The sequence below is a fragment of the Pseudobdellovibrionaceae bacterium genome (assembly GCA_020635075.1).
Classification (GTDB): Bacteria; Bdellovibrionota; Bdellovibrionia; order Bdellovibrionales; family UBA1609; genus JADZEO01.
Genome location: JACKAM010000004.1, coordinates 114,916 through 139,986 on the forward strand (window position 1 = coordinate 114,916; position 25,071 = coordinate 139,986).

The window sequence follows — 25,071 nt, forward strand, 5'->3', positions numbered from 1 at the left end:
GTGCCAAAGCTAAGCGCACCAGAATGAGAATCCGCTAAGGCCAATAGGCTAGAGACTTTGCCGGCGAACTAGAGTCGCCTTCCGAGAAACAGAAGTGGGTAGTTTTTCCAGTGGCGGCCCACCTGATGACTAAAATTGAGACGGCGATAAAAGTGGACATTTTCCTCCTCCGGACTTGTCACCAAATGGACGCCCCGAACCCCCGTCTTTGCCATGTCGCCCACAAAGGCTTCCACCAAGCGTCGACCCCAGCCCTTTCCCTGGTGGCTGGGATGACAGTTGACGTGCAGGTGAGCTGGAAAATCGGCAAATTGGTCCTTAAAGCATGCGAAACTTGCGATATCTCCAACGATTTTTGGGAATGCGTTCTCGCTGTCAGCGCAACCGGTGAGGTATCCACACAATTGACCGTCGTCGGCGAGCGCAAGATAGATGTGTTGAGGCTCGTTTCTGAAAAAATATCCCGTCCAGCTGCTCCAGAACTTTTCACGCTCCTCATCTGAAGAAAAGCTCTTGCGACTGGAGGTGAGGAAGAACACCTGGCGAAACAGGGGCAAAACCCGCTCCTGTTCCTCCTTCGATAGCTGATCCCAAGTAACAATTTGACCATGTTCCATTGTTAGCCTCGTTTAAGCTAGGGCCGTGGAAGTTGGGGCCTGATTTCGGGAGAGCGAAACACCACCGGCATATAGCCTTTGGCCTTTAGAGTGTGCAGAAGCATGGGCATGACCACGATCGTCTGGGGTTGAATATCATGGAACAGGACAATTCCTCGACCTTGGTTTTCGATTTGTTTTAGAGCATAGTCATAGAGAAAGTCGGGATCTTTGTACTTCCAATCCAGCGTGTCGATGTTCCAAAAAAATGTGCCAAATTGATTTGCCTTCACAAATTTCTGCAAATCGTCGGTGCGATTGCCAAATGGAAACCGAAAGAAAGGGTGGGAGTAACCCAATACGTCCCAGATGGCCTGAAAGCCGTCCATGATTTCCTGTGTGCCCCCGTCAAATCCTGTTTTGTGTAGATTTTTGTGGCTCCAAGTATGGTTACCTACTGAGTGGCCATCACGGGCAACCTCCTTGACAATTTGCGGGAGTGCCCTCACATTTTTGCCCACCATAAAGAAAGTGGCTTGTACCTGTTCCTGGGCCAAAACACTCAAAAGCTCTTGGGTGTTGCGACTATGTGGTCCATCGTCAAAAGTGAAGGCAATGTACTTTTTGTCCAGGTCAGCATTAAAGTAAACCGGACCAGCATCGGTTTTGATATCCATCTCCAGACTTGGCCCAAGAGTTGGCGGTTGCGCGGGTTGCCCGTCTCTACCAATCGTCTGGGGAATTGCCGGGAGTCGATCAACAATGGAGTTTCGTGCGGAATCAAAAAAGATGAGAACCTTTTCTAAAACGGAATCTTTACACCTTAGGTGAGCGGCAAAAGGGTGAGTTTCGATCGCGTCCTGAAAAAGAGAGAGCTCGGTGTCGCTAAGTTGAGCCAGTTGCGAACAGACTACAGCTGCCAGCTGCTGCAAATTGGGCTCCCTCATCCATTTGGTGAACAGCTTTTCCGGAGTGTGAGCGGAGTCAGCCCAATCATGGAAATCCTGTGCCTGGCTGTGTACCTGAAGTGACTGTTGAATCTCAGAATGAATGTCTGCAGGTCCTAGCGCAGATGCGCCAAGAGAAATGCCCAACAGGCCAGAGACCAATGAAATCCGAAAACACGAGTTTTTGCCGCCCATGACCCCCCCATTTGAATCAAAACTGAATGCCGCGATTGTCCTTTGCTTAAAGGTGGTGGTCAAAGGGGTGGTGCTCAGTGTAGAATTTCCACTCCAGAATATTGACAATCACCGTTGAGGGAATGGTTTTCTTTCCGGTTCGGATTGCAAAAAGGGTGCGTTATGAGAATGGGCAGTCGCTCCTCAAGAGGTAGCGTTGGAACCGGAACACGCGAGGGCAGGGATAACCGAGTCGAAGGCGCTGAGGCCCGACTGGTTGTTCTGGCAAGCGGACAGGGCCGCGTCTTTGCAGCTCTGGCTCAGGCCTGTACGGAGTTAAATCTGCCTCTTGAAATTGCGGGCCTCATCGCCTCTCGTCCCAATATCGGCGCTCAAGAGGTGGCCCGAGCCCACGGCATCACAGAAACAGTCATCAACAAAAAGGACTTCGCCACCGAAATGGAGTGGGATCGTCTCCTGTGTGAGCAAATTGAGTCATGGGGGGCGGATTGGGTTCTCCTTAGCGGGTATCTCACTAAGCTCGGACCCATTGTTTTGGACGTTTACAAAAACCGAGTTCTCAACACTCATCCCAGCCTATTGCCCAAATATGGGGGCAAGGGAATGTATGGCCGAAGAGTTCATGAGGCCGTCATCGCAGCCGGAGACAAAGTGACTGGCATTACCCTCCATCTTGTCAATCATGACTACGACGAAGGGCCCATTCTCGCTCAGCATGAGGTTCCTGTGCGCCCAGGAGATACCCCTGAAAGCCTCGAAATGCGCGTGGTGGAGGCGGAGAAGCGCTTTGTGGTGGAAACCCTAACGGCACTGTGCCGTCCCCAGTGAGGGCCTGTGACGGGATCAAAAAACAAAAGCCCGGCCTATTTAGCCGGGCTTTGTGTTCACTTCCATTATGCTTTGTGGGCTCAATTACTTCAGGTTAGACTGAATCTCTTCAACGTCGTAACCGAAAGAAGTCAAAGGCTTAGCATAAGCATCGCCCATGAAGCGAAGTAGCTGGTCAGCACGAAGACCCATTGCAGAAGCAGAGCGGTTTACTTTCTCTTTGGCAGAGCCGTAGTCGCCAGACATATAGTCCTTAACAGCGGCAGTAGCTGTGCGGAAGTCCATTCCACCGAAAGTGCCTTTGAAGGCTTTGTCCATGTCGCGCTCAGTAGACTTACCGCGCTCATAAACACCAACAGACCAACGGTTCAGAGCAGAAGCAACTGCCTCAGCTTTGTCAGGCTTGAAACCATACTTGTTGATCAGCTTGTCAGCACCCTTTTTGATAAGAGCTTTGTTGGCTTCGCTGTTAAGAGCAGCAAAGTTAGTGTCAACGGCCTCAGTAGCGCCTTCGTTGTTGATCGCTTCACCGAAGTTAGAAGCCCAAGCGTTAGCACTGTAAAGAACGCCTTCTTGACCGAAGTAGTATTGTCCGCCAGAAACGCTTTCCCAGAACAGACCAGTTGTACCTACACCGATGTATCCGCCGCCGACCCAGCCAGCGAAATAAGAAATGTGCTGAGTGCCTTGAAATACGCCAAGATTGTCATAAACATCACCGTAAACTTCGCCATCAAGAGCGGTGAAGAAGTTTACATAAGACATATCGTCAGATCCGTTGCCATAGTAGCTGTAGTGAGGATCTTCAGTTACATCGATACGCTGACCATTGTCAGAGTAGAAAGTACAACCAGGAGTCGGAACTGTAGTTGTACAAACGTCCCCATAAACAGTTTCATAGGGATAATAAACGATAGGAGCAGAGCTCCCGCCGCCGCCACCGCCGCCGCAACCGGACAGCAGAGCGATTCCAAGCGCACCACAAGCAGTGATCGCGATGGACTTAAAGGTATCTTTGAAAGCCATGTTACCCTCCAAGAGTAGAGATGAGTGTTTGTTGTAATTGAGACCTACATAATTTCGACCTTCCTTCACACACAAAGGAAGGCACTTGGTTTGGGTGAAGTCATAGCCGCAGTTCGGCACAGGGCGCAATTTGATTAATTTCAATGATGTAATGGGGATAGGGCGAATGAAAAATATAAAACTATGGTCGACCGGTCTGCACGTGAGCTAAGTGCTTGAGAATCCATCGAAGCTGCCACTTTGGGCACATTTCCGCACATTCTGAACCAAATCTAGCATGAAAACTTTTCTGTACTGAGTGACCAACAAAAAACGGCTCACCAAGGGTGAGCCGTTTATATTAGGAGACGGTCGATGCTAAACAGCCGGATTACTTAGAAATCAAGCGGAACGCGAATCAGACTGTCTTTGCAATAATAGTCCAAATAAATCCGCCCCTCAGAACCGGCCCAAAGTGGTAGGTCCAGAGGAACACAGCCGCGCTGGGATTGAAGTCTCAGCTTTGCGGGCGCAACCAACTCGACGAGGTTCCCTTTGGTGTCGTAGTAGGGAACCAAAAAGCGGACGCCGCGGCTGAAGCCCGAGCCTTCGGTTGTAAACAGGCTGGGCAAATAACTCTTACGAAATCGATCGCGAACTAGAAATGGCACGTTTGAGTTGGACGTAAAATAGTCGGGATAGAAGGTGTAGCGGTTGAGGCTCGTCCAGGTTGCCTGGTCGCGGGTCAAATCGTGAAATTGAATCTCGGTATTGGTCAATACGAAGGCCGACAAGCCCGACTTGCCATAGTAGGCATATCGAGCCCACAGGGCCGCGTCGACCTCACCGCGAAGAGCGGCAATATCATGATCCATGAAAGAGGTTTCACTGCGAATGAGAGCAGAAATCCTAGTTTCTTTGAGGTTTCCAGGGCCGAACCAAAAGGTTCCAGCATAGAGGTCGTCGCCAATGTCAGTAGAAAAGATCGAGTCCACTCTGGTATCTAAGAGGTTACGATAGTTGAGGCCTTTCTCAAAGAAGTTCAGCTTTTTAAAGTCCTTGATTTCGCCATCTACGACATTGGCAATAGCAAAATCGACGATGTAGGACTGCGCATTTTCTTTCCCTCGGGGTTTGGCCATGAGGACCGGCACCCGGCCGGCGAGCGTGTCACCCATTTTGGGCGCAAGAGTGTCCACGATATTATATTCCTCGTGCTCGCCAACAGTTTGCAATTTGTCCTCGTTGTCCAAATAATAGAAGCGAATCTCGCCAGCCTCATCCTTGTCAGGGTTCTCCCACAGCTCTCTCAGGCCCCACTTCTTGTTAGGGTCCTTACCCCAACCAAGCCAGCTCGGAACCTTGCGGTTACCCATTTTCATCCACTGCATTTGAGTAGTGGGATTATTGGGGAACTGGGCAATCTCTGAATCGTACTCTGTCCGCTTGATTAATTTCATGTTGCGGTCAAAGTACATGATAGTCACTGGTGAAGCCTTGGGAGGGTTTAGCCGATCTCGGATATCCATAATGGAGATGACGTACTCACTTTGGCCATCAAAATCCACGTCGACTCGAGAGGTGTCATCATAATAGATGCCCTCAATGGGAGAAGCATCGACGACCGCCTTGCTCGTCACCGAATATGGATCTTTCTTGGGATCGCGGCGTCCACCCTGACTGAAAAGATTGAAGGTCCACTTTTCCTTGGTGTACTGAAACAAAATGTAGTCCACAAACTGCGGGTGTTGATCATAGTAGTGAGCGATCGGCAGGCGATCAAAACTTCCATCTGGTACGTTTTCGATTGGAATTTGTATCATGCCGGGCAGGGGCTTGACGGGATCCACCAGAACGATAATCTCGGCGCCAACCTGAAAGGTTCTGTGGTGATGTCCACCGATGGACACTTGAACCTCCAAATCAATTTCACTGGGGATTCGGCTGTCCTTCGCCTGGTCAGTATCGTCAATTTCGAAGGCCACTTTGTATTCGCGGGTCGCAGCTTCAATTGAGCTTTCAGCTCCGTACCAGGTGCCCCCAGACTTGCTGGCTCGCACAGAAGTAATTCGTGGACGAACAGCCGTAGGCCCAGAGGAAACCGGCTTCACCTCTACATCAACTTTGGCCGTGGTAGCCTTCCAAAAATTTCGTAGGTTGATCGGAATTTCAAAGCGTTTTGCCCTGCGGTCCCAGTAGATGGCCACCTTCTCCTTGGTCGCCGGCAAAATCAAAGGCTGGGGCTTGGCGTTCAGGGCTCCCAAGAAATCCACATTTCCTGAAAGAGTCCACTTTTTATAAAGCGCCTGGCGATAGGGGTTGCTCTCACGCGGCCCTGAATCGTGGTGAGGCATGCCGCCAACTAGTTTCAGTGGATTGCGGTGGGGTCTAACTCCCGAAATCAACCGCGGGTAAACATCCTTGGATGTTATGCCCGGGCGGGACAAGAGTTCAGCGGCCATGCAGGCCACAAGTGGTGCCGCCTGAGAAGTTCCATGAAGAAACTCATAGCCCCAGTCCTGGCGAAAGCGAATGGGCCTTTTGGCCATTGGCCAGGTGCTGAGAATATTTAAACCAGGGGCCGCCATGTCCACGCCAATACCGTAGTTGGAAAAGTGAGAAATCGCCCCATCCGGTCCATGGGCGGCCACGCAGATCACACCGGGGTAAGAACAGGGGCGAAGAAGTGCTTGTGTGGAATCATTACCAGCCGCTGCAATAATAAGAATCCCTCTCTTTTGAGCTTCCGCCACAACCTCACGCATAAATTCGGAGTCGCGGTTTTGTGGCCAACCTAAAGAGAAGTTGACGATTTGTGCACCAGCATGAATGGCATATATCAAACCGCGGGCCACCATATCGCCCAATACGCGGACCGGACGTCTTGTTTGTCCAGGTTCTTTTTCGTTGGGAGAGATACCAAAAGACAAGGGCTTAATTGGCTCAAGTGGAGCCTCAGTCAACACTTGCACAGGAATGATTTCGGCACTGTCGGAACACGAAGAAATACCCACGCCGTTTTTGTTGTCTGCAGCGATAAGGCCCGCTACGTGTGTTCCGTGTCCCTTGACGTCATCAAAATCGGGCTTGCCGATAATGCCGGCGAAGTTGACGTTTCCAACAACGCTCCAGCCATAGCAGTCAAGAGGGTAGCCATTTTTGTCCTGGTCAACTAATGGGTTTTTTAGGTCAAACCAAGTCTTTTCACAAAAGGATCGGCGGGCGTTTCGGCAGAGCTTCGCTTTGCGGTCATCACAAAAGGTCCGATCCGCAGTCCCGTCCTTACATTCCGGAATGTCCACCTCAGGACATTTGACGGACTCATCTTCTGTTTCAAGACACTTTTCAAACTCCGCCAAGGCTTTACATTCGCTCGGGCGCCGAACTGTGCGACTGTGAAGATCAGGATGAGTGGGGTCAATTCCGGTATCCAAAATAGCGACGCGGACTTTTTTACGTCCGTCTGACTTCTGACCGATATTTATATCCTCTTTCGACACAGAAGGTTTAACAGCGGGGACCTTTTGTGCAGTCATGAAATCGAGTTCTAGGTTTTGTGCCTCGCCCCGGTTATCAAGCGCCCACTGCAGGTGCTCAAATGGTTCAGCTGAGGCGAGCTCACCTCTGAGGTCGTTAAAATCGAGGATAAAAGGCAGTCCTTCGCGGGCTATGTCCAGCTTTAGTGATTTCAGGGTCGCTTCATCCTTAAATGTCAAAATGCGAACGCCGAGAAAGCGATCCATCTTGATCTTTTTCATGATCATCAGTTCACCGGACGAAAACATGGGCTGGCTGGTAAGAACCCGGCGGTCTAAGAGTACGCGATTCCACAGTGCTTTGGGTGGGTTTTGTGCCCCCTGCTTTGGGAATAGGGTGGCCAACACCTCTGCTTGTGCAGAGGCTCCAAGGGCGGTCATCAAGGCGACAATCAAAATATTTAGAGTTTTCATCGGAAACTCCCTTGAGTTCTTTGCAGCTCCATTGGCGTGATACCCGTCTTTTTGGAATAGAGATCAATGATTCCATTGGCCGTTTCAAAGTCCTTGACGGGGTCTCCTGATGAGTTGGAGAAGAACTCCAGGTCGCCATCCTCGTCACCAGTGCGGAATCCATTCACGCGAATGAAAAAGATATAGTTATCTTTGCCAATAAACTCCAACAGATAGGGGAGTGGAACCTGGTCATTGAGTACCCACATGACCTCGGTGGTCCACTCGGTCTGACGTTGACGGTCGTCGGCCGGGTATTGGCGCTTAAGATTGATCAGTCGACTCATCCAGCCGGTCAAGCACCCATAACGAGTGCGGTACATCATCGTATTGGGTGAAGTTTCGGTGCCACCCGACTCGTTGTTATTGTTCTTATTAAACTTCTCGTCCCACTCTTCTCGGCAACGTTTCACGTACTGGGACTCGCCAAGGCTTTGGCTACCCCGACCAATTAGGGTGACGACGTCATCATAAAGTGACTTGTCTGAGGGAAGATACTTACCCTGGAAAGGGTCTGAAAAGGTGCCCACTCCTTGGGTGAGACCAGCGCCAAATCTCTCAATGGGGTTCATGTTGCGGTCATTGATCTTACTCAATCGGTCCGCATCTTTGTCCATAGCTTCCATATCAGGTTGAAGCATTAAATCGCGAATGCGATTCATACCATCTTCAGTGACCGACAAGTTGGCCGTGATTCGATAGAAATCCACGGACTCCACGTTTACAAAAGCTTCAGGTTCGATGATTCGATGAGAGCCGAGATTGGTGTCCTTAAACTTCTCGGTGATCTCTTCCAACAGGCTTAGAAATTTTTTGCGCTTCATCTTCCAGCCGCCCCATACCTCCTGAACAAGGCTGACGCTTGGGAAGATTTCACCATTCTTGGTGAGATCCGACTCCGTCGTCACTACCTTCCAGTGGGCTTTTCCAAAAGGTGAATCAGCTGGATTGGTGCTTTTCGGCCGAGATAAGACGCCAATCTTCTTAAAGAATCCATCAATAACGTCTGAAAAGAAGCCAATGATGTCCCGGCCAAGCAGGCGACCCTTCTTAAAGGAAAATATGGTGACCTCTTCGTCTTCGGGTTTGAGGTCCGGATAGTCCGGGTGAGCGGGGTACCTGATTTTGAGCAGATGCCCTTCATCCATATTAATGAATTTTTCTGTCAGAATCTTGACCTGAAGCTCATTGGTTTCCAAATGGTGGTCAATTTCAAAACGACGGTCTTTAAAGAAGGCATGAAACAGTTCAGGGTCATTTTCCCGGAACAATCCGCGCAAAGCGCCTTTAAGATTTTTGCCCCGTTCAATGACCTCGGCTCCGTTTTTGTCATTGGGATCGACAAACTGCGCGGTTTCAGCATTGTAGTCGATCAAATAGGCCTGGGAGCGAATGTCTGTGTCTTTGGTCTCAGCACGAATACGCAGCAGATTAAGCCAGTAGTTGATATCAAATTGAGCACCGAAGGAAGTGGTATCAGAGGTTCTGACAAAAACCTGGATTCCCTTGGTTGTGCGTACAATGGAGGTCTGCTTAAGAACAAAAGCCTTAGCTGTATCCAAACCAAAGCTGACGGAGTTCATAAAACCGAGGGGGCTAAAGCCCATGAGAATATCCAGGGGACTGGAGACATTCACGTACCCCCCCACCACAAGGGAATCAGTAATGGTGAAAACCTCTCCATCCTTGAGCTCAGTCATAAACTTATGAAGGGGTTGGCGGCACTTGGCCTGATCCTCGTCTGGAAGCTCATTGATAGAAACCTTCTTTTCTTTGGCGAGTCTTTCCAGCTCTTCGTTACATTTTTTGGGATCAAAATCCTCAACCTCAAGCATGGCCCCGAGGGTCTGCATGAACCCAGGAATGAACAATTTGGTCCACTCATACTTAGTTGCCTGTTTTACGGATTCAATCGGACGCACATGGTTGTAGGTTCGGTTATAACTCAGGTTTCCGCCAAGAGTTGGAATGAGGCCTGCAAACTTAGGACTAATGGTCACCATTCCATCAATAGCGCGGAAGTAACCGACCGTGCCACCGACATTCACTGTGTCTACTAACTGAATAGGTGCATGGCTGTCATAGTAGGTTCCTGTGGTCACGTGTCGACTGGCGCCCACATTAAAGTTGGCTATCGGCCCGCCCCAGGATTCAATTTCTTGCTCAAGGGGCTCCATCGGTCGGGTGCGAATGTGATTAATAATTCGCTCGTAGATCTCTTCTTGTCGTTTCAGAGCCAAGTCATTGACGTCCTGAACAACCAACTTCTCGCCGAGTTTGTCTAGGCCATATTTAATTCCACTTGAGATGGCTTCAATTGAAACATAGCGGCCGATGTCTTCTTCCGTAAATGGAGACTCCCGATCACCGTGGGCAAACCGTTGAGGGTAGCCATCGACGAATTCCTGGGTGACCTTACCATCCTTCACCAAGCCAGAGGGGGAAGTGAAGTTTAACTCCGGCATAGTCAACGGCTTTTGTGGCTCAATACCAAACATCTCAAACATGTTGCGCACTCGGTGGAGTAGACGAGCAAGTACAAGTTGGTCGATTTCTTTCGGATATTGGCCTAAGCGAACGATCTCCTCCCAGTCTCTTTGCTGGAAGTAAGACATTCGGCGAACGATCCATTTGGCATCATCTAGTCCACAAGATTGGAAGGTGGCGGCCGACTCGTGGGTTAATACGATTTCGTCAGATTGGAGGTGGGCAAATTTTGGGGAAAAGCGGTTTACTGATTCAGGAACGTCTACCAACACAAAGGGAACAATCAATGCGCGAAAGGCACGGTATTGGCCAAGGTTTAGGACCTGGCCCCTTTGGCTGGGCTCTTCCGGGTTGGGGACAAAGGCCCAGTGGACATCAAAATACTCGTGTCTTGCAGGCTCAAGAGTGGCATTTGAGAAGGTTAGGGTGAACTTTTTCTCGTCTTTGTTAGTGATCCACTTGCGATCTTCAAAGTCATTAATGGATTCTTCCTGTGAGACGCGCAGAAACTCGTCCATTTCCTCTTTGTCTTTAAACTGCAGGGTGATGTTGTTGTAGAATTTGGGTGAAGTTACTAGGTAACCTAATTTGCGTAGCAGAGCTGCGCGCATGAGCATCGCCTGAGTGTAGCGGCTGATGGCGAAGCGAAAATATCTACCAGGATTCTTGGGATCTTGGACTCGGGCCATATAGGTAAAGCGGTTGTAGGCTTCATCTTTAATGTAGCGAACGGTAGCACCGTTAGCTGGATAATTATGAGAGGCCTCATCACTGCCAACCAGAGCTTTTGGCTCCCACAGCCTGTGTTTGTCCGATTTTGGGTTGTAGACGCTGGTGTCTTGACCCTTGGCCAACATTCCCGAAACCCGCCCATGACTGATGGGTTTTCCGTCACTGTCGACGAGGTCGATGGCCGGTTTGGAAACCACATTAGGATTTTTGGACAGGGACAAAGCAATGGCAAAGGCGGTTTGAGACATTCCCACAAGAGCGAGCAGGCTCACGAGCAATTTCAATTTTTGCATATCGACCGTTCTCCAGTTATCTGGCACTTTTGCTGCACACTGTCATAGGCCTGTAGAAAGGGCAAGTGGGTGGGTAAGAATTACCTGAGTGTTCAGGACCTAATCAGGGAGAAAAACCAAATATTTTAGAATATTTAGCCACTTGGGACTAAATGGTGGAGGTCTAAAAATCGACCTGGATAAAAAACATTTCACCGGGACTCACGGAATCTTAACCGGTGTCTGCGGGGGTGTTATGACCGATGCATCATCAATTCTAAAACGAGGGAGAGACAATGTTTCACTTGGCACGGGTGGTACTTGGTGCGGTCACTTTGGCTGCGACAGGACTGGCGATAGCATCGGTTCAGGTTGTTCCGGAAAAATTGGTTAAGACATTCGATGGCAGAAAAGCGACCTGTCAGGGCAAGGGTGATGTTCACCGTGATGGTGGATTTGCCTACCGACTTTTTGGCTATGATGCACAAATGATTGGCGCAAATGAAGTCTCGATTAGCTACTCTTTTTTGCCGGTCAAATGTATCGAGAAAAATCCTGGTCAGTTTGCTTTTGTCAGCCTGACAGAGAGCTTGGATACACCGATCGTCTATGAATACAACACAGGGGAGGGCAAGATACAGGTAATGACGAAGAAAGAGGACTTTCACTTTCTGCTGTGGAACCCCACCATGTCCGCAAAAGATGCCAAGACAGCTTCGGTGGGCACTAAGCCTGGAGTCCAGAAGGTTTCCTTCGTTGTGGGTTTGGAAGAAATCCTAACTGCCGATGCCTACCAGGCCATTTGGACTCGGGGTGAGGACGTGCATAATCGAGTGGAGACTTTCTTACGTTGGATGAGTTCTTCTGAAGGTAGTAACGGAACCAAAGTGAGCCCCTACATTCGGGCCGGTGGTTCATTTTATCTTACGATGAAATTCTTCCGCGACCATGCGGGTGTCCTGCAAGTAGAACTAGTTAAATAGTCAGGTCTATTGGTGAAACGAATCCTGCTCGCCTTCTGGTTGTGTATCAAAGGGAAGGCGAGCAATGGTATCGAGAAGCTTGCTCAGGCCCTGGTGGCCTGGGTGGTAAAACAACCCTTCTTCAAGAATCGCGCGGGCACGCTTCAGCTGATTCATTTGAATAAGGGCCTCGGCGGCGATGTGGTAGGCGCTGCCATAGGCCGGGTGCTCACTGCGGATTTTGTGAGCAACGGATAGGGCCTCTTTAAATTGAGCCTGTTGGAGGTAGGTTTCCCCCAATATGACCCCGGAGGCGTAGTAGCCCTTGCTGTCCGGGTACATCATGGCCTCCTTTAGGACGTCGATCAGGTCTGCTGTCTTTCGACTCTTAATTGCCCCCATGATTTCCTGATCAATTTTCTTAAACAAAAGATCTCTTTTTTCAGTACTGAGGCGGCTTTCATACCAGGCCGAAAGCCTTTGATCAGAGCTCTTTAGGCCAAGATTATCCCGTGAGCGCCTCAGTTCTTCAAAAAGCTGCAAATGACTTTGTGAAAACTGCGTCGGCATTCCGGAAACAAGAAATTCAAGCATCTGCTCAGGCGGAGTCCCCTCGAAGGTCTCAAGTAGGTTTTCCAGCCGGCCTTTGGCAAGAATCGTGGCAAGGTCCAAGGAGACCAAGCGGTCCATGCTGGTGAAAAGATCCAGAGGAATTGCAGTTTCCAAATAAAGGTTGTCGTCAGAGTGGGCGGGAATGTGAGAGTACCCCAAGTTTTGCAAGTGACGGGTATCGCCATAAAAAAGGCCAAGAAGATCTTCGGGGGAAGTTAGGTCTTCGGCGGCCAGCAATCCCGCCACCTTTTCATTGGTAAATAGACTGACTAACTGGGAATAAGTAAGACTCGGTTCCCCCTGGCAGCCGATGAGAACCGTGTTTTCCCCGTCAATGAAAAGATAACTTTGAGGGAATGCCAGCAAAAATGACCGAAGAGCCGAGTAATAGGTGGACAAAGACAGACCAGACCCTTGAATCCACTGACTGAAAACGCCCTTGGGTTTTAGGCGTTTTTTTACCTCGTCGTAAAACTCGGTCGAATACAAGCTGCCGCCACCACTGAGGAAAGGACTGGATGGGTCCGAGGTAATGAGGTCGTACTGATCTGTAGAGTAGCGCAGGTGAGTGCGACCGTCTTCAAGGATAAGATTGGTTCGCGGATCATTGAGTGGCCTTTGGTTGATGTAGGAGAAAAACCGACTCCCTTTGACCACAGAAGGTTCTAGCTCAAGGACATCCAGGCGCTTTAAAGATGGATGAGCCAGTAGGTGACCGGCAGTAATGCCCGTTCCCAGACCAATGACCATCGCGGACTCAGCAGCAGCGTTGAAAATAAAGGGAAGGTGAGCCAAAAGAGCCAAATGCCTACGGGTTCCAAATCCAGATCCGGCCACAACCCGGCCCGAAATTTTTAGATTGATTCTCCCCAAATTAGCCTCGTTGGCGATCACGGCAACTGTGCCGTGTAGTCCCTCTTCGTGGTGCAAAAGGATGGATACCGGAGACTCTCTTTCATCAATAAAGGCCTCGATGCCACCCTGGCCCTTCATGTTCATAAACAGGCCTTGACTCGTCAAAAGTGGATCGTGCCTGGGGAGAGCAACGGCGGCTATCAGCGCGAGTGATGACATGGTGGCAACGGCCTTGAATTTTCGCCTGTGGCTAATCTGATTTAGGTAGGCTCCGGCCAACACGAATGATGCGATTATCATAATAGTTGTAGAAATCAAAAGTGATTTGGAAACGCCAAACTGAGGCAGCAGAGCGAGGCCAGTCAAAACAATCCCTAGGATGCCGCCGAGGGTATTAAAGGCATAGAGTCTTCCCGCAGAGACATAGAGACTCATGGATTTAGAGTTGCCTAGGTGGATTTTCAACAGGTAGGGGAAGACGCTGCCAAAGCAGAATGTGCTGGGGAAAACAACCGCAGCGGTAACGAGGAACTGAGAAAAGAAATAACCGAAATACGACTCGCCAGCGGACAGTTGCCAATAGAGCTGAGCGTACCAAATGGGAAGCTCATTTATGAATGCGGATGAAATCAGTGCCAGAAGACCAGCCATGCCAAAAAGATAAAGGCCCTCTAGGCTTGAGTATCTTGAGTGGCGTACCAGGCGACTGGCCGCAAAGCTTCCGATGGCGATTCCCAACAAAAATACGCCAAGCATGATTGAGAAAGCGTGAACGGTAGCACCAAAGACATTGGACAACATTCGAAACCAGCTGATTTCCAGAGACATTGCTGAAAAACCAGAAACAAAAATTAGCATTTCAATGCCCCGGACTCGTTTGGTCACACGAGGTTTGGCAATTGGGGGTAAGTCGGAACTCAAACTCGGAGAAGAATGACGAAGGCGCCAATAGATGACAATTCCTACAACAATATCAACCACTCCGACTATCAGGCATGTTGTAGCAATTCCAAATCGAGGCAGAAGCAGGAACCCGGACAACAGTGCTCCCAATACTGCTCCAGTCGTGGTCGCTCCGTAGAGTACAGAAGTCCAGGCACTTCCGTGTTCCATCCGACTTTGCTGAAACAAGGTGCTGGCCAGGGGCAGAAGCATGCCCATAAGGATCACCGGCAGGCCAAGCTGGAGGCTGACGACGAGAAATCGAAGGCCCAGAAAAGTCAGAGATCCCTCGCCCCCCAATTGGTAGATGTAGGTGTAAAGTGGGGATGTCCACTCCAGCAGCGGAATGGACATCGCGCCGATGAGGCCAATTGCCATTTGAATGAATGCGAAGGTGCGAAGTGGGCGATGCAAAGCCCCCTGCCACCTACTGATCAGCCACGCTCCAAGCGCCAGTCCAGCCATAAAGCCGGCAAGGACTGTGGCGGTCGCGTAGAGAGAGCTTCCTAAAATGGGGGTAAAGGCTCGGGCCCAGGCCACTTCAAGAACAAGGCTAGTGAAACCAGTCAGAAAAAGGCAGACAACAACCAGAGCCATCCCTTAAGGGTGTCATATTAGGGGTGTAGGATCACGGCATATTGAGGAGGTCAGACCAAAGGGGGAGTCACCGTCGATGGTCGAGATCGCCGTGGGCGGATTTAACGCCGCGCACACCCTAAAGTGTTTTCAGGTCTTCACAAACTTTCTCCTGCAAACATGACAAGCTTTTCAAGCCTGGTGAGAGCTTTGGAATTCCGTTGTGATTCTGGCTAGGGTGCCCTCGTAACCAAATAATCGAGAATTCAAGAGGAGGATTCCCCTATGAAGAAATTCATTCTTCTTGTTGCCATGCTGTCCGCTGGTGCGGCCTACGCGGCTAATCAGGACTATCGGGCGTTGGCGACTTGTAAATTTGAAGGCGCAGCCTTTTCAGCCTACAAAAACTCAAGTTCCTACGGGTTTCAATCCATGTATTGGAAGCAAGCCGACTTAGTGGGCGCAGAGTTCATATTGGCAGAGCTAAAGAGCGAGTCTGATCCCTATTCGCCGTCCCGCCTACAGCTAAGAAAATATGTATACGGTCCGGATGACAACAAAGACGGTCTTGCCGATCGTCGCGGAGCTGCAGGGGCACCTCTAACCCGCATCGGATACTCAGTATTGGATGGTGTGGTGACCATTAGTTACACCCAAGGGCCGACAGGATCTGACCATCGCAGCTTTCAGATTTCAACTAACGGCAAGACCTCTACTATCACCTATAGCCAGGATGGATACGGAAACCGTGGCTACGCGGGTCCCGTGGAATGTGAAATTCATGACTACCCTCAAATTGAGGCCCCGGACATCGATTGGATGGCAAAATCCAAGGAAGAAAAGATCCTTATCCTCAAGGCTCTTCGCTACAAGCGCAGCCGTTATGTCAACACAGCCGATTTTGCGGGGGCCGACAAGGCCAACTTCGCCGTCGCGGCGAAGAAGCTTCTGAATTGGGTTGATGGCTACGACTTCACAGATGATCAAGTGAATACGGTTCGCTTTGAATGGATGAGCCCCGAGAAGTGTGAATTCTTGTCGTCAAACGGTAGATACGACGTCAGCCTGGTCGCTGACTATGCTGGCAATACTCTCGGATACATTGTTTCGTCCCTTAGCTGTAAAAACAAAGTCAGCCGAGTTTATCGTAAATATGACCCCAACACAGGTGAGCCCTACGAAAAGACCGAAGAACAAAATGTTCGCGTGAACAACCTGTACTTCGATCTGGATTTCAACCTTCTCAACTGGGGATCTGCTGAAGACCCAGTGGATGTGAAGTTAAGTCGCTGGTAACTAAGTTAGATTAGTATTTTAAACAACAAGGGGGGCCTCCTGAGCCCTCTTTGTTTGATAAAGCGATTTTTGGGAGGGGATCATGAAAATGCTTGTTACCTTAGCGGTTGTGCTTGCAAGCCTGTCGAGCCTTGCCTCGACGAGGGTGTCGTGTTTTACAAAATTCTATTTCTCCGACCTCAAGTTGTCTTTTGTGGCTCAGATCGACAGTGGCAATAAGGCAGAAGTTCTTTCCGGCTCAGTCGAGGGTGAAAAAATTGAGCTCGTCGAAGGTCTTCAGGAGGCTCACATTCTTTCCGACAGAAGCTCTCACCCGGGATACTTCCAGTATGGTCTGGGCACTGACAAGACAGGCTTTGATGGTTGGATGGGACTCTCCTTTAGGCTTCCTGGTGACTTTCGCGCGGAGCAGGCTTTCTATAAGGGATATGTTCTTGCTGAAGATGCCCACGGAGCCAGTCTTCATCAGGTGATCTGCCGAAACAAGTGATCTGATTGTCTATTGGCTTCAGATGACTCTGATATCAGATATCCGATATCACGATATCGGATATCGGCATTGAGACCGCCGGCTCGTCTGCTCAGCCAAGCATCCTGCTTGTCAGTCCACGGCAAATGCTTCGCATCTGCCGCGGTCGCAGCCTCACTTCGAATCCCTCATCAGTGCTCCAGAAAACAAAAAGGCCGCCGATGGCGACCATTTTTTGTTTTGGCGGAGAGGGAGGGATTGTCCTTCGGTCGTTCGCATAGTGCTCACTCCCTGCAGACCGCCGGCTCGTGCCGCGGTCAGCCACTTCGCAGAAAACAAAAGGCCGCCGATGGCGACCCAGCCTTGTGCCGGAGCATCCTGCTTGTCAGTCCACGGCAAATGCTTCGCATCTGCCGCGGTCGCAGCCTCACTTCGAATCCCTCATCAGTGCTCCAGAAAACAAAAAGGCCGCCGATGGCGACCATTTTTTGTTTTGGCGGAGAGGGAGGGATTCGAACCCTCGAGACGCTTTTGACGCCTACACGCGTTCCAGGCGTGCGCCTTCAACCACTCGGCCACCTCTCCCGTCATTTGATTTTAGAAGATAGCGGTTAACATGCTGATATATTGATGTAAAGCATTATCAACTAAGGGGTTAAATTCTTGGGTTTTTTTTGCCTTTTAGAGCCTGCTTAGGCGAGCAAGTGCTGATTATTCGGACAGTTCTTGGGGCTGTGAGGCCCGGTCGAGGATTGTCTTTAAGTGGGAAACATGGTGAAGGAGTCCTGACCCCTGACCTTATCCAGAGCCTTGGTGTAACTGATGAACGAATCGATTTGCTCCTGGCTGGGCTGAATTTGGTTTGAGAGCAAATTAATGAGAGTCTCGACGCCATACTTCATTCCCTTTGCATGACCATATTCATTACAGGCGAAACACTCTTTGGCGATGGCTTTGATGCGTTCAATGGTGGCAAGGCGAAGCTCCAGAGGAACTAAATCGACACGGAACATATCGGGCTTCACTACCGGCCAAACCAACCAGGTGACATTTAAATCTGGATGGCGCTGCAGAAATTCGTCGAGCCAGATGAGAAGCTTATCTATGGTGCAGGCCTGATAGGCGGAAACACTTGTTCCTATGCAGATGACAAACCCCTCGTGCAAATGACCAAACTTGGGAAAATTCTGTTCCGTCGTTCTCCAGTCCGAATAGTAACGGATAAATTCATTTTCCCTGTCGGCGGCGTCAATGCTGACGTTTACTCGGCCGCCGACGAATCGATTTAGAATCTCAATTTGCTGATCAGTCACCGATGTAAGGTTGCAGTGAGAATAAATGTTAATGCGCTTGGCATGGTCAGTTGTCGAAAGGCTTTCAAGAAACTCCCAAAGGCGCTTGTTGATGTAAGGTTCACCACCATGGAGTTCGATGTAATCGACCTCGTCTATATGATCCCAAAGCTCTTTCATGAACTGGTTGCTGTCTGACAGATTGCCATATTGATCAAACAGATCGATGACTCGCCCCAGAGATTTGGCCATTGGAGCCGGTAAAGAATCCTTGTGGGGAGAAAGCTCGTTCATGAACTTGGTCGAATTGGCAGGGCTGCAAATACGACAGGCCAGGTTACAGCTCATAGAAAACCGCAATTCCCACCACTTTGGAAAGGATGTCATTTGGCCATCATTTTCGAGGGCTTCCTGGACCAGGTGTTGGTACTTGTCGTAAAAGAGCTCTATTCCCAGGACTCTCTTAGATTTGACACCAATCCTATCGTGATAATAACAAACCTCGCAGAGTTCCCGAGGCTTGTTATTAATGAGATCCAGTTCGGCGATTCATTTCGTAATTCCGCATCAGTTATCCACAATTTTGTGATTTTTCAGGCTAGGATCTGTGGAAAACTTCTTACGCAGCCTATCGTTCCCACAGTCTTGTCGAACTTCAGGCCATTTGAAGTTGGTGGTTGGCTAACTTTCTGAGCGCTTTGTTGAGATTGAAGCCCAAGCAGGAGCGATGGCCGGACATCTCCATTGCCACTGTGGTCCTCACATTGGGTTTGTTGAAGCCGTATTTTTTTGATTTCAGATTTCCAATCAGGCCCTCGACCTGGGCCCGCTCTCGGCGGATCACTTCCGACATTTTCTCTGAGACACTCCACTTGGCCTTCCCGGCTGGAGCAATGCCCACATTTTTCACGCCCAGCCTCTTGGCCCGTGTGATATTGATCTGACTGTGGCCCCCGCGATCGAAGCCGAAAGTCTTTGGCGCCTCGCCAAAAAGAGCGATGTGTTCTTTGATGGACTGGTGGCAAAACTTCTTGTCCGAGGCATTCCCTCCGCCGTTGATCAAGAACCCTAATACAAAGCCATCGACTTGGATCACTCCCCACTTCTGACCAAACTCCACAGACTTTCCGGCCTTGCCCCGGACAATCGAGTATAGCTCCGACATTTGCAAATGGATGATCTTCTTTGAGGCCACAAATCCCGTCTCCAGAAAATGCAAAATCTGAGGGAGCAAGGTGTCCATCACCTTTGACAGCCGCTCGATCTCCACTGAAGACTTCCCGTGAAGCTTGCGCTGGGTCTTTGAAAGCACCGACTTGATCAGGTCTTGTAACTCCTTGGCCGTGTGATACAGCTTCTTGCCGACCTTTTGTTTCTGTTCCCTGGTCTTTGCAAACAAATGGGACCCTCGCACAAGGCCTTTGACTCTTTTGGCCAGTTCCCGCGCCCTGCCTTTGATGCTTGAAAACTTCCCGCCCACCCTGTTCAGTGCGCCGACCGTGAGATCCGTGAATCGCTTCATCAATCCCACTTCGTTGGGATATGGGATCATGGCCTCTTGCGCCGTCGTGTCGGCCATCAACTTTGTCGAGTCCAACATCCCAAGCTCTTCGGCCTTTAACAAAAAGGTCTTGTTGAAAATATCCATCCCCTCGGCCCCCATCATCCGGGTGAACTCGAAAATCGTGATGTGATCTGGGTTCCAAGTGGAATCCATCAAATTGCACAGATACCTGGCTGGCGCATAGTGCGCAATCAGGTCTTCGGCTTGTCGATACGTAATTTGTCGCACGGACATCAACGCAATGGCACCCAATAGCTCTCTGTAATGTGGCTCCGGGCCTACCAAAGCCTTGACCTTTGAGGCCCGGATCCCCTGAGCAGCCTCGATTAAATCCGGCCAGGGGATTACTTTCGTAAGCCGCAACAACTCGTGATTTTCCTTGATGCGAATGTCGGCCTGGATGGGATGAATGTGATCGAACAATCCAATCTGACGGGGATTTGTCATGGCTATTCCTCTGTGGTGATGATGGTGTTTGCACCAAATCAGAATGAAGGATTCAGAAAAATAATCAAGCTCTCAGAGGGAAAATGCTGCCGAACTCCGAACTCGCTCTATATATGGTGGAGGGGCCTTCATAAACACAACATGGCCTAATGTGCCCGCTCACAGTCAGGGCCACAGCCATCCAGGGCATTGGACACATCCAAGTTTGGTTCTCCATATCCTAGGATGTTAGAGGGTGGTTGGAGCGAAATCAACGGCAAACAGGTTCTTCGAGGAATGGGATTTGCAATATTCTCAGGGGTTTGTAATCGGCGATAGAAGGCAATTGGCTTGATCTGGTTGAGGTGCAATGGGCAATTATTTCAGACTCGTATTAGCATTGGTGATGAGCACAAGCCTTGTGTTGGCTGTTCCGGCACCGGTCTGGGCGACTGGTGGACCCTGCCGCCAAGAAGTCTCACGTCTCGAAAATCTTAAGTCATGGGCGCAAAAATCGCGAAAGCTCATGGATCAGCAAGTCGAAGGATTGCGTTCATGGAACCGTGTTCACATCGGCTGGAGTAAAAGATTTGATCAGAGCCAGTTTGAAAGCCATCGTGCTCGCTACTTGAGTCGCCTAGAGGAGCTCTATCCCAACGGTCAAAGTGTTACGGGAACAGCTGGTGTCGGATCTCGAATCAAGGTTTCTGAAAAAGCCACGGCTGAAGAAAAGCTAGCTTTTCTTGAGGCAGTTGGACGCCATTTTATCTCCGAATCAAATGCTAATCCGCTCCGCGCCGAGCGGATCCTCGACACCCGATTGCGCGACTTTTTGGCAAAAAGGCGGTTCTTCAAAAAAATCGACGCTCTTAAGCTGAATAAACTGAAAATGGGTGAATTGGAAGATCTGTTGCTCGATCTGTACACTCTCCAAAATCCGGGTCGAGACGGGCTTCCGGCCAAAATAAAGGCCTTGATTGCCAGTATTCTCCCACTCACGGGTGACTTTTACCAGTCATGGTATAGGGATGCAGTTTTAAAAAGATTTTATCTTGAGGTCATGAGAACCGGAGTAGTCGAGGCTATGGGCAATATGAACATGCCCATCAAAGATCCGGTTCTCAGCGAGATTCGTCACAACCGGATTTTGCGGCAATTCATGGGTATTGCCATCAGCACGGTAATCAACTGGTATGTTCTCATTCCCATGGCTTATTTGTTTGGCTACGTCCACTTACCCGAGGTTAACCTGGCGGAGTGGCTACCCCTCACCAAGGCTCTTGAGGCCGAGGTCAAAAAAAATCCTGATCTGGTCCGCGAAATTGTTACCTCAGGTTTTAAACATGAAATGGTGGAAGAGTGGGTCGGTAAGTACGGCCTTAGGCAACATGGTCTGCGCTCCCGTTTTGATGTGATTTATCGGACTTTGCGTGCCACCTACCTGGGTTTGGCCGTTCCGCCAGCCCTTTACTTTTTCATTGCCCAGTTTCTGCCCTTTGATATTCCTCTTCTCGATCAGGTGATGAGTTATTGGGATCACCTTCGCTGGCAACTTATCCCTATGTTTTTGCCCGAGACAGGCAGTGGACAGGGGTTGGAGGAGCTGATCAAGCCAGGTGACTGGTGATTGGACGGACTCCTGGGGCCGATTAGGTCCTTTGGGTAAAACTTTTCTAGGGCCCACGCCTTTCTACAAATTAACTCAATCAAGCATTACTTCTCTTCACAAACCTGACTTTAATTTTCAATTTTCCAGGCCTTGCCCAAACACTTCTCGAAAATTTCCGAGAGGTTGCTATAGTCCCTTCACTTTAGGTGAACTGGATAACAATCAAGGAGAATCCTATGTTGGGGAGAGGTGGCCGCCGTAAAGCTGTGGTTGGAGCAGCAGCTCTTTTGAGCTTGATCCTAATGAGCTCATCTTCATCTGCAAGCATGAGTTATGAGAGGGAAGACAAGGATATTAGCCTTCATGTGCGCGATGGCGTGAATCGTCTGTGGTTTGAAATTGAGATCCCCTTTCACGAAATGGGCGATGCCTCAAAAAGACTTGCTGCCGCTAGGGCCATTCACTTTCTCAAGCAAGATCTTTCTGAAATGTGGAAAGAGGGCAAGCTCCCCGACACACTTTATGACCTGATGGACTCTTCCATCACCCTAGGCGAACTCCAATACGATCAAATCTACAAGCGCATCCAAGATGCCTCAGGAGCGAAGGTGCGAAAAGCCATTGAGGATGCCGTCCCCGGATTGGCTGACAGCCAGGCCAGCAAGCTCAGTGGTGTGGACTGGTGGCGTCCGGCAGGAATCGTGGTGGAGGCTGGTATTAAGGGAAAGTTCAAACTCTCGTTTCTTAAGGGTATGGCAGGAAACTTCACCGAAGTGGTGGTTCCCCAGTGTGCCCATCGAATCAGGAAAATCCCCATGCAGGATGTGGAGAAGGACAAAGGCCTTCTCGAAATGCTTCAGGATCGCAAACCGGGGATCGTTGACCGGGCCTATGGTGTGATTCTCACCAGTATCTATGGCAAGCCCTGTACAGAGAACCTAGAAGTCCTATTGAGCAAGATTCAGGCTCATGAAGGCAGCGATGAGTTTTACAACAACTACTATATTGTCGAAGAAGCCTATGTTAAGAGTGTGCGCCGCCTGATGTTTTGGGCCGACACTCGCGTGGGTCTTAAGGCCGCCAGTGATGACAAAACTCCTGGTGTCCATGGGAAATTTGGCATCGGTCTAGTCTACGGAAAGCTTCGTCGCCCTGAGGAGTTCGCTGGTGGAACCATGTCTTACTCAAAGACTTTCCAGCTCCCTTTGAGAGTCAGGGAGCGGGTTAAGACTTGGGTGCGAACCAACTTGCCCGGCAAGCTTTCCGCTCTTACAACTTTAAACTGGGGCTGGAACGGTAAAATCGGCGCTCTCATGTGGAGTGATCGCTTTTTCCCTTATTTTTTGACCGGGCCGGAGATTGGAACCCATATCAATCCTAAGGGTGAGGTGAATCCCGGAACCGTGATGGATGTTCTGGAGTTGTTGGGTAGCTCTGTAGACACCCTCAGTTCCGCTTATGATGGCAAAGTGACTTCTCGTGAGGACATGTTTTCTCTTGAGGAATACGCAAAGTTGAAAAGCCAAACACTTCAGACTCAGGAAGTCGAGCCTGTAGGAGGGACTGCAACGGAGTAATTGGCTGGTATGGTGAATCGCCAGGGGCAAATGCAATAAAAGGAAGATCAGCAGGATTGGAACCCGCGGGATGACCGCGGGTTTACTTTTTTAAGCGGGGAGCAGGGGGCGAAAAACGTTCACGAGCTTTTGCAGAAAGCTGCCAGAGCCTTCCAGATAGGTCAGAACCCAGATCATGGGTATGCCCAGTCCCAAAAACAGGATCGAGGTTAAAACAATCTCCTCAAAGTACTCCACAATGATCAGGGCGATGAGGAGCCCTAAAGCCGTACCGCCTGCGATTTGGAAAAACAAAAGCATATGGACCGTTCCTGTTAAGACAGACTTTTCCGTCGGCCCAAAAATTCCAATATTTATGCCACATCAGTATTGTGGAAAATCAGGGACTTAGAAGTTCAGAGGGGGACGAAATTGGGGAATTTGTGCCGCCAAAGGGCAAGTGATTTTAAATCCTTAGCTTCGGGCAAAGCCCTGCCGGCAAGGCTTTCAAAGGCTCACCCTCTCCTCTGGCGAAAGAACTCCTTGAGAACCCGGCCACAGGGTTCGGCAAGAATTCCTGCTTCCACTTGGGGACGATGGTTGAGGCGATCGTCCCCAAGGATCCGGTATAAGGATTCAACGCCTCCGCCTTTTGGATCTGTGGCCCCATAGTAAACGCCGTCAACCCGGGCGCTCACCAGGGCACCTGCGCACATCACACAGGGCTCCAGGGTGACGTAAAGATCACAGCCTGAGAGTCGCCAGCGACCCAAGTGGCGTGAGGCCTCTTGGAGGGCCAGTATTTCGGCGTGATGAGTGGCGCAGGCGTCGGATTCCTTGCGGTTAAAGGCCCGGCCAACGATCTGGTTTTCGTGCACCACTACGGCCCCGACCGGGACCTCCCCCAGCTCGGCTGCCTGACGGGCCAAGGCAAGGGCTTCGCCCATCCATTTCTCTTTTTGTTCCGGTGACTTATCCATCTCTCTTGTGCGCCTCGTTATTCGCCTTCGGGCCACCATCCTGCCCGGGAATAGGGTTTGTCAAGCGGCGAATCATTTGGTAAGTCTTCAGCCTTTGCTGCAAAATCAGGCAGCCGGCCCCCTACAGGCCGCATTCTATAAGAAGGGCAGGTGATTTTCCTTGGCAATGATCAAAGTTCGCGACAGTGAAGCCTTTGAACAGGCGTTTCGTCGCTTTAAAAAATCCTGTGAAAAATCCGGGATTCTTTCTGAAGTGAAGAAACGGGAACACTACGAAAAGCCCAGCGTGCGCAAAAAGAAGAAGTCGATTGCTGCCCGCAAGCGCCTCTTGAAAAAAATGAAAAAAATTGGTCGCGGCGGCCGCTAATCTTGGCGACCGCTAAAACACTCTTTCATTGGAAGGTGCGATGAGCCTCAGAGAACAAATTCTCTCTGATATGAAGGATGCAATGAAGAAGAAGGAAGGACCTCGTCTTGAGGTTCTTCGTTTTCTTCAGGCTGCGATAAAGAACAAAGAGATTGAAGTTCGTCCCAATGAGATTTCGGAGCAGGATATTCTTGGCGTGGTCACCAAACAGGTGAAGCAGCGCAAGGAGTCCATTGCCCAGTTTCAAGAGGCCGGACGTCAGGACCTGGTTGATAAAGAAAGCTTTGAGCTTTCAGTCTTAGAAACCTATTTGCCCAAACAAATGTCTCGGGAAGACCTCGAGAGGATCGTCAGCGATGTCATCACAGCTACAGGTGCCAATTCCATCAAGCAAATGGGCGCGGTCATGAAAGAGGTTCTAGCAAAAACAGCTGGAGCCGCTGACGGAAAATTAGTGAGCGAAATCGTTAAATCGAAGCTCCAATAGGGGCAGTCGGGTTTTGCCTGGCTTTGA

18 protein-coding genes and 1 tRNA gene are annotated in these 25,071 nt (G+C 50.0%); 8 read left to right on the forward strand and 11 right to left on the reverse strand.

Going from position 1 to position 25,071, the window contains the following annotated elements:
• Positions 1-68 precede the first annotated feature (68 nt).
• Complete coding sequence (locus H6624_18025; protein MCB9086244.1) at positions 69-617, reverse strand: GNAT family N-acetyltransferase; 549 nt, start codon at positions 615-617, stop codon at positions 69-71.
• 17 nt (positions 618-634) lie between these two features.
• A complete protein-coding gene (locus H6624_18030) occupies positions 635-1,738 on the reverse strand; it encodes a polysaccharide deacetylase family protein (protein ID MCB9086245.1) in 1,104 nt (367 codons plus the stop codon).
• A gap of 168 nt (positions 1,739-1,906) precedes the next feature.
• Here H6624_18030 and purN point away from each other — a divergent pair, with 168 nt between their 5' ends.
• Complete coding sequence (gene purN, locus H6624_18035) at positions 1,907-2,566, forward strand: phosphoribosylglycinamide formyltransferase (GenBank protein ID MCB9086246.1); 660 nt, start codon at positions 1,907-1,909, stop codon at positions 2,564-2,566.
• An 84-nt stretch (positions 2,567-2,650) separates the two neighbouring features.
• On the opposite strand, the gene H6624_18040 is transcribed toward purN, so the two are convergent.
• From H6624_18040 to H6624_18050, 3 genes are all read right to left on the reverse strand, one after another.
• Positions 2,651-3,565 carry a hypothetical protein gene (locus H6624_18040; GenBank protein MCB9086247.1) on the reverse strand — a complete coding sequence of 305 codons (915 nt, stop codon included), beginning with the start codon at positions 3,563-3,565 and terminating at the stop codon, positions 2,651-2,653.
• A gap of 401 nt (positions 3,566-3,966) precedes the next feature.
• A complete protein-coding gene (locus H6624_18045; protein MCB9086248.1) occupies positions 3,967-7,521 on the reverse strand; it encodes a S8 family serine peptidase in 3,555 nt (1,184 codons plus the stop codon).
• Complete coding sequence (locus tag H6624_18050) at positions 7,518-11,072, reverse strand: hypothetical protein (protein ID MCB9086249.1); 3,555 nt, start codon at positions 11,070-11,072, stop codon at positions 7,518-7,520. The genes H6624_18045 and H6624_18050 overlap by 4 nt, the downstream gene beginning before the upstream one ends.
• 275 nt (positions 11,073-11,347) lie before the next feature.
• Here H6624_18050 and H6624_18055 point away from each other — a divergent pair, with 275 nt between their 5' ends.
• The gene (locus tag H6624_18055) at positions 11,348-12,034 is read left to right on the forward strand and encodes a hypothetical protein (GenBank protein MCB9086250.1); all 687 of its coding nucleotides are present in this window, start codon (positions 11,348-11,350) and stop codon (positions 12,032-12,034) included.
• A 6-nt stretch (positions 12,035-12,040) separates the two neighbouring features.
• Here the strand turns inward: H6624_18055 and H6624_18060 are convergent, their stop codons facing one another.
• A complete protein-coding gene (locus tag H6624_18060; GenBank protein MCB9086251.1) occupies positions 12,041-15,019 on the reverse strand; it encodes a fused MFS/spermidine synthase in 2,979 nt (992 codons plus the stop codon).
• 264 nt (positions 15,020-15,283) lie between these two features.
• On the opposite strand from H6624_18060, the gene H6624_18065 reads away from it, so the two are divergent.
• Together H6624_18065 and H6624_18070 are read left to right on the forward strand one after the other, a co-directional pair.
• The gene (locus H6624_18065; GenBank protein MCB9086252.1) at positions 15,284-16,294 is read left to right on the forward strand and encodes a hypothetical protein; all 1,011 of its coding nucleotides are present in this window, start codon (positions 15,284-15,286) and stop codon (positions 16,292-16,294) included.
• An 82-nt stretch (positions 16,295-16,376) separates the two neighbouring features.
• The gene (locus H6624_18070; protein ID MCB9086253.1) at positions 16,377-16,784 is read left to right on the forward strand and encodes a hypothetical protein; all 408 of its coding nucleotides are present in this window, start codon (positions 16,377-16,379) and stop codon (positions 16,782-16,784) included.
• 473 nt (positions 16,785-17,257) lie between these two features.
• Here H6624_18070 and H6624_18075 read toward each other — a convergent pair.
• From H6624_18075 to H6624_18085, 3 genes are all read right to left on the reverse strand, one after another.
• Positions 17,258-17,348 (reverse strand) — tRNA-Ser (locus tag H6624_18075).
• 173 nt (positions 17,349-17,521) lie between these two features.
• Positions 17,522-18,604 carry a radical SAM protein gene (locus tag H6624_18080; GenBank protein MCB9086254.1) on the reverse strand — a complete coding sequence of 361 codons (1,083 nt, stop codon included), beginning with the start codon at positions 18,602-18,604 and terminating at the stop codon, positions 17,522-17,524.
• A 106-nt stretch (positions 18,605-18,710) separates the two neighbouring features.
• A complete protein-coding gene (locus H6624_18085) occupies positions 18,711-20,066 on the reverse strand; it encodes a hypothetical protein (protein MCB9086255.1) in 1,356 nt (451 codons plus the stop codon).
• A gap of 349 nt (positions 20,067-20,415) precedes the next feature.
• On the opposite strand from H6624_18085, the gene H6624_18090 reads away from it, so the two are divergent.
• Both H6624_18090 and H6624_18095 read left to right on the forward strand, forming a co-directional pair.
• Positions 20,416-21,672, forward strand: coding sequence for a hypothetical protein (locus tag H6624_18090; protein MCB9086256.1), 1,257 nt, complete (start codon positions 20,416-20,418; stop codon positions 21,670-21,672).
• Between the two features lie 218 nt (positions 21,673-21,890).
• Positions 21,891-23,231, forward strand: coding sequence for a hypothetical protein (locus H6624_18095; GenBank protein MCB9086257.1), 1,341 nt, complete (start codon positions 21,891-21,893; stop codon positions 23,229-23,231).
• Between the two features lie 90 nt (positions 23,232-23,321).
• Here H6624_18095 and H6624_18100 read toward each other — a convergent pair whose 3' ends face one another.
• Both H6624_18100 and H6624_18105 read right to left on the reverse strand, forming a co-directional pair.
• Entirely contained in the window at positions 23,322-23,531 is a 210-nt protein-coding gene (locus tag H6624_18100) for a hypothetical protein (GenBank protein ID MCB9086258.1), read from the reverse strand.
• A 194-nt stretch (positions 23,532-23,725) separates the two neighbouring features.
• Positions 23,726-24,190 (reverse strand): nucleoside deaminase, encoded by a 465-nt coding sequence (locus H6624_18105; GenBank protein ID MCB9086259.1) that lies wholly within the window; start codon positions 24,188-24,190, stop codon positions 23,726-23,728.
• Positions 24,191-24,350: 160 nt separating this feature from the next.
• Here H6624_18105 and H6624_18110 point away from each other — a divergent pair, with 160 nt between their 5' ends.
• Both H6624_18110 and H6624_18115 read left to right on the forward strand, forming a co-directional pair.
• Positions 24,351-24,557 carry a 30S ribosomal protein S21 gene (locus H6624_18110; GenBank protein MCB9086260.1) on the forward strand — a complete coding sequence of 69 codons (207 nt, stop codon included), beginning with the start codon at positions 24,351-24,353 and terminating at the stop codon, positions 24,555-24,557.
• 40 nt (positions 24,558-24,597) lie between these two features.
• Entirely contained in the window at positions 24,598-25,044 is a 447-nt protein-coding gene (locus H6624_18115) for a GatB/YqeY domain-containing protein (GenBank protein MCB9086261.1), read from the forward strand.
• Positions 25,045-25,071 lie beyond the last annotated feature (27 nt).

What these genes read in the sequence shown, in the direction of transcription:
- H6624_18060 (MCB9086251.1), bottom strand. Translation starts at nt 15,019, where the DNA reads ATGGCTCTGGTTGTTGTCTGCCTTTTTCTGACTGGTTTCACTAGCCTT.
- purN (MCB9086246.1), top strand. Translation starts at nt 1,907, where the DNA reads ATGGGCAGTCGCTCCTCAAGAGGTAGCGTTGGAACCGGAACACGCGAG.
- H6624_18115 (MCB9086261.1), top strand. Translation starts at nt 24,598, where the DNA reads ATGAGCCTCAGAGAACAAATTCTCTCTGATATGAAGGATGCAATGAAG.
- H6624_18095 (MCB9086257.1), top strand. Translation starts at nt 21,891, where the DNA reads ATGTTGGGGAGAGGTGGCCGCCGTAAAGCTGTGGTTGGAGCAGCAGCT.
- H6624_18090 (MCB9086256.1), top strand. Translation starts at nt 20,416, where the DNA reads ATGGGCAATTATTTCAGACTCGTATTAGCATTGGTGATGAGCACAAGC.
- H6624_18070 (MCB9086253.1), top strand. Translation starts at nt 16,377, where the DNA reads ATGAAAATGCTTGTTACCTTAGCGGTTGTGCTTGCAAGCCTGTCGAGC.
- H6624_18045 (MCB9086248.1), bottom strand. Translation starts at nt 7,521, where the DNA reads ATGAAAACTCTAAATATTTTGATTGTCGCCTTGATGACCGCCCTTGGA.
- H6624_18065 (MCB9086252.1), top strand. Translation starts at nt 15,284, where the DNA reads ATGAAGAAATTCATTCTTCTTGTTGCCATGCTGTCCGCTGGTGCGGCC.
- H6624_18055 (MCB9086250.1), top strand. Translation starts at nt 11,348, where the DNA reads ATGTTTCACTTGGCACGGGTGGTACTTGGTGCGGTCACTTTGGCTGCG.
- H6624_18085 (MCB9086255.1), bottom strand. Translation starts at nt 20,066, where the DNA reads ATGACAAATCCCCGTCAGATTGGATTGTTCGATCACATTCATCCCATC.
- H6624_18050 (MCB9086249.1), bottom strand. Translation starts at nt 11,072, where the DNA reads ATGCAAAAATTGAAATTGCTCGTGAGCCTGCTCGCTCTTGTGGGAATG.
- H6624_18105 (MCB9086259.1), bottom strand. Translation starts at nt 24,190, where the DNA reads ATGGATAAGTCACCGGAACAAAAAGAGAAATGGATGGGCGAAGCCCTT.
- H6624_18100 (MCB9086258.1), bottom strand. Translation starts at nt 23,531, where the DNA reads ATGCTTTTGTTTTTCCAAATCGCAGGCGGTACGGCTTTAGGGCTCCTC.
- H6624_18030 (MCB9086245.1), bottom strand. Translation starts at nt 1,738, where the DNA reads ATGGGCGGCAAAAACTCGTGTTTTCGGATTTCATTGGTCTCTGGCCTG.
- H6624_18025 (MCB9086244.1), bottom strand. Translation starts at nt 617, where the DNA reads ATGGAACATGGTCAAATTGTTACTTGGGATCAGCTATCGAAGGAGGAA.